This is a genomic window from Flavobacterium sp. (assembly GCF_036405015.1).
Taxonomy (GTDB): Bacteria; Bacteroidota; Bacteroidia; order Flavobacteriales; family Flavobacteriaceae; genus Flavobacterium.
The window spans coordinates 1-2,112 of record NZ_DASWYK010000112.1 but is presented as its reverse complement, the minus strand read 5'-3'; the positions used below and the strand labels follow the sequence as shown (position 1 = coordinate 2,112).

At 29.9% G+C, this 2,112-nt stretch carries 2 protein-coding genes and 1 pseudogene; all 3 read right to left on the bottom strand.

Annotation, left to right across the window (positions count from 1 at the left end; genetic code table 11):
- A partial coding sequence (locus VGE71_RS08650; protein WP_331137964.1) for a hypothetical protein occupies positions 1 to 225 on the bottom strand: 225 nt, incomplete at its 3' end.
- Positions 226 to 491: 266 nt separating this feature from the next.
- Positions 492 to 1,619, bottom strand: coding sequence for a site-specific integrase (locus VGE71_RS08645; RefSeq protein ID WP_331137963.1), 1,128 nt, complete (start codon positions 1,617 to 1,619; stop codon positions 492 to 494).
- A gap of 149 nt (positions 1,620 to 1,768) precedes the next feature.
- A pseudogene (locus tag VGE71_RS08640) lies at positions 1,769 to 2,112 on the bottom strand (tRNA uridine-5-carboxymethylaminomethyl(34) synthesis GTPase MnmE); the annotation flags it as partial.

The window sequence follows — 2,112 nt, the reverse complement described above, 5'->3', positions numbered from 1 at the left end:
AAGTTTCTTTTCAATCATTGGAATAAAATGGCTTTCAAATTTTTTTGTCCATGAATAATAGATTCCTAAAACTGAAAATACAAATCCAACAAGAACTACATTAATAGAAATTAATAAGAGCAGATTGAAATCATTAACTTCTAAATCATTTAGAATTTTTAGTTCTTTATAATATATTGCTGTGATGTTTTTGAATATTGACGTAAAAAATATGCTAAGTGGCATAAAAATAATATGGAATAACAATCGAGGTTTTTCAATTATTTTATTGAAACTGCTATTAGGGATATTGAACATGTAATTAATAAAATATCTAAAATAAACTTTTAATATTTTAAAAAAGAATACTCCTAAAATGAAGATTTGCAGTATTAAAGTAGATATATAAAAATAGGTAAAAGAAAATTTATAGAATAAACAAGTATATAAAATGATAAATGAGATTATCGTAATGATCTTTAAATTCGCTTTGTTTGATATTTTATCCATTTTTAAATATTAATAGTTGGTATCAGATTAGCCGCTTCTCTCATTTTTGCATCTACAATTTTTGCATAAATAGCTGTAGTACGGATTTCACGATGACCTAAGCGTTTTGATACTGTGTATATATCTGCTCCATTTTCTAAAAGAAGAACAGCATTTGTGTGCCTAGCACTATGAAAAGTAATGTGTTTAGATATTCCAGCTCGATTACACCAGCGGACAATCTCATTATTGTAAACTGCTGAATACTTTAAACCGATAAAAACACGGTCGGCATTATCTTTGCGATCTCCTAATAATTGGCGTGCCTGATCAGAAATGTATAAATATTCAACTGCTTCTGTTTTCTCCTGTCTAAAATTCACTCGGCACATATCTCCTTCATCGCGCACTTCAGACCATTTCATTGTATTGATATCACTCCAGCGGAGACCTGTAAGGCACGAAAACAAAAAAGCACGTTTTAATACTTCATATTTGCATCCGGTACTGGCTAATTTTTTTAATTCCTGATGGGTAAGATACTCTCTTTGACTTTCAGCTTGTTCAAATGATTTTATTTTTGCTGCATAATTTATAGAAAGATAACCGTCATCAAAAGCACTTCGAAGAGCAGCCTTAAATTTGTTAAAATAGGAATACTTTGAATTTAAAGATAAAGATAATTTGCTTTTGGTCTTTGCTTCTTTGTCAAAATACAGACGCACTTTTTTAATGAAATTTTCATCAACTTCATCAAATATTAGATTTGCTGGAATGCATTTTTTTAAATGAAGCAGAGCAGCGGTCCAATTTCCGTAGTTTTTGGGGCTATCAATTTTTTCTTCAGCTTTCTCATTAAAGTAATCTAAAAAACGTCTTTTACTTTTTGCAGTATTTTTAATATCGAATTTTCCTTGAAAATACTCCGCTTTTCTAATTGAGAAGATTTGTTCCGCCAAAATTTCAATTTCTTTGTTCTTCTTCTTTTCAGCAGCGGATTTTGGATCCTGCAGGGGGTAGAGTTTTAAGTATTCAAAATCTCGCAGATGAATCCGCTGGCCATTTGTATCGACAGTTGAACCCTTATAGAATTCAAGGAATAAACTATAAGTGCCATTTTTTAATTTTTTCTTTTTTAAAGTAATTATCATGAGGTGTACATTTGTACACCTCGAAGGTTAAAAGGTGTACATAAGGTGTACCAAATGTACAAATAAAAGATAATATAAGAAAATAAAAATTACTCTAACCCAGTGATAATCAACTAAAAGAAAACATTAGAAACTTAAAGAAAGTAAATTTATTTCCCAATGCAAAAATTGGCAAAAATATTCCCCAACAATTCATCATTCGAGACCTGACCAGTGATTAATCCAAATTGATATAAAGCTTCGCGAATATCCAGCGCCATTAAATCACTTGAAAGACCAGATTCTAAACCGAATTTTACTTTTTGAATTTCATCTAAAGCTTTTAACAATGAATCATAATGTCTAGTATTAGTCACAATTGTTTCATTGTTTCGAAGTGCTCCAGTATTTACAAACGATAATAATTCGTTCTTTAGATCCTCTACTCCTATTTTTTCTTTCGCAGAAATCAGTAAAAGTTTTGCATTTAAATTTTCAAGTTTAGTGGTAATAT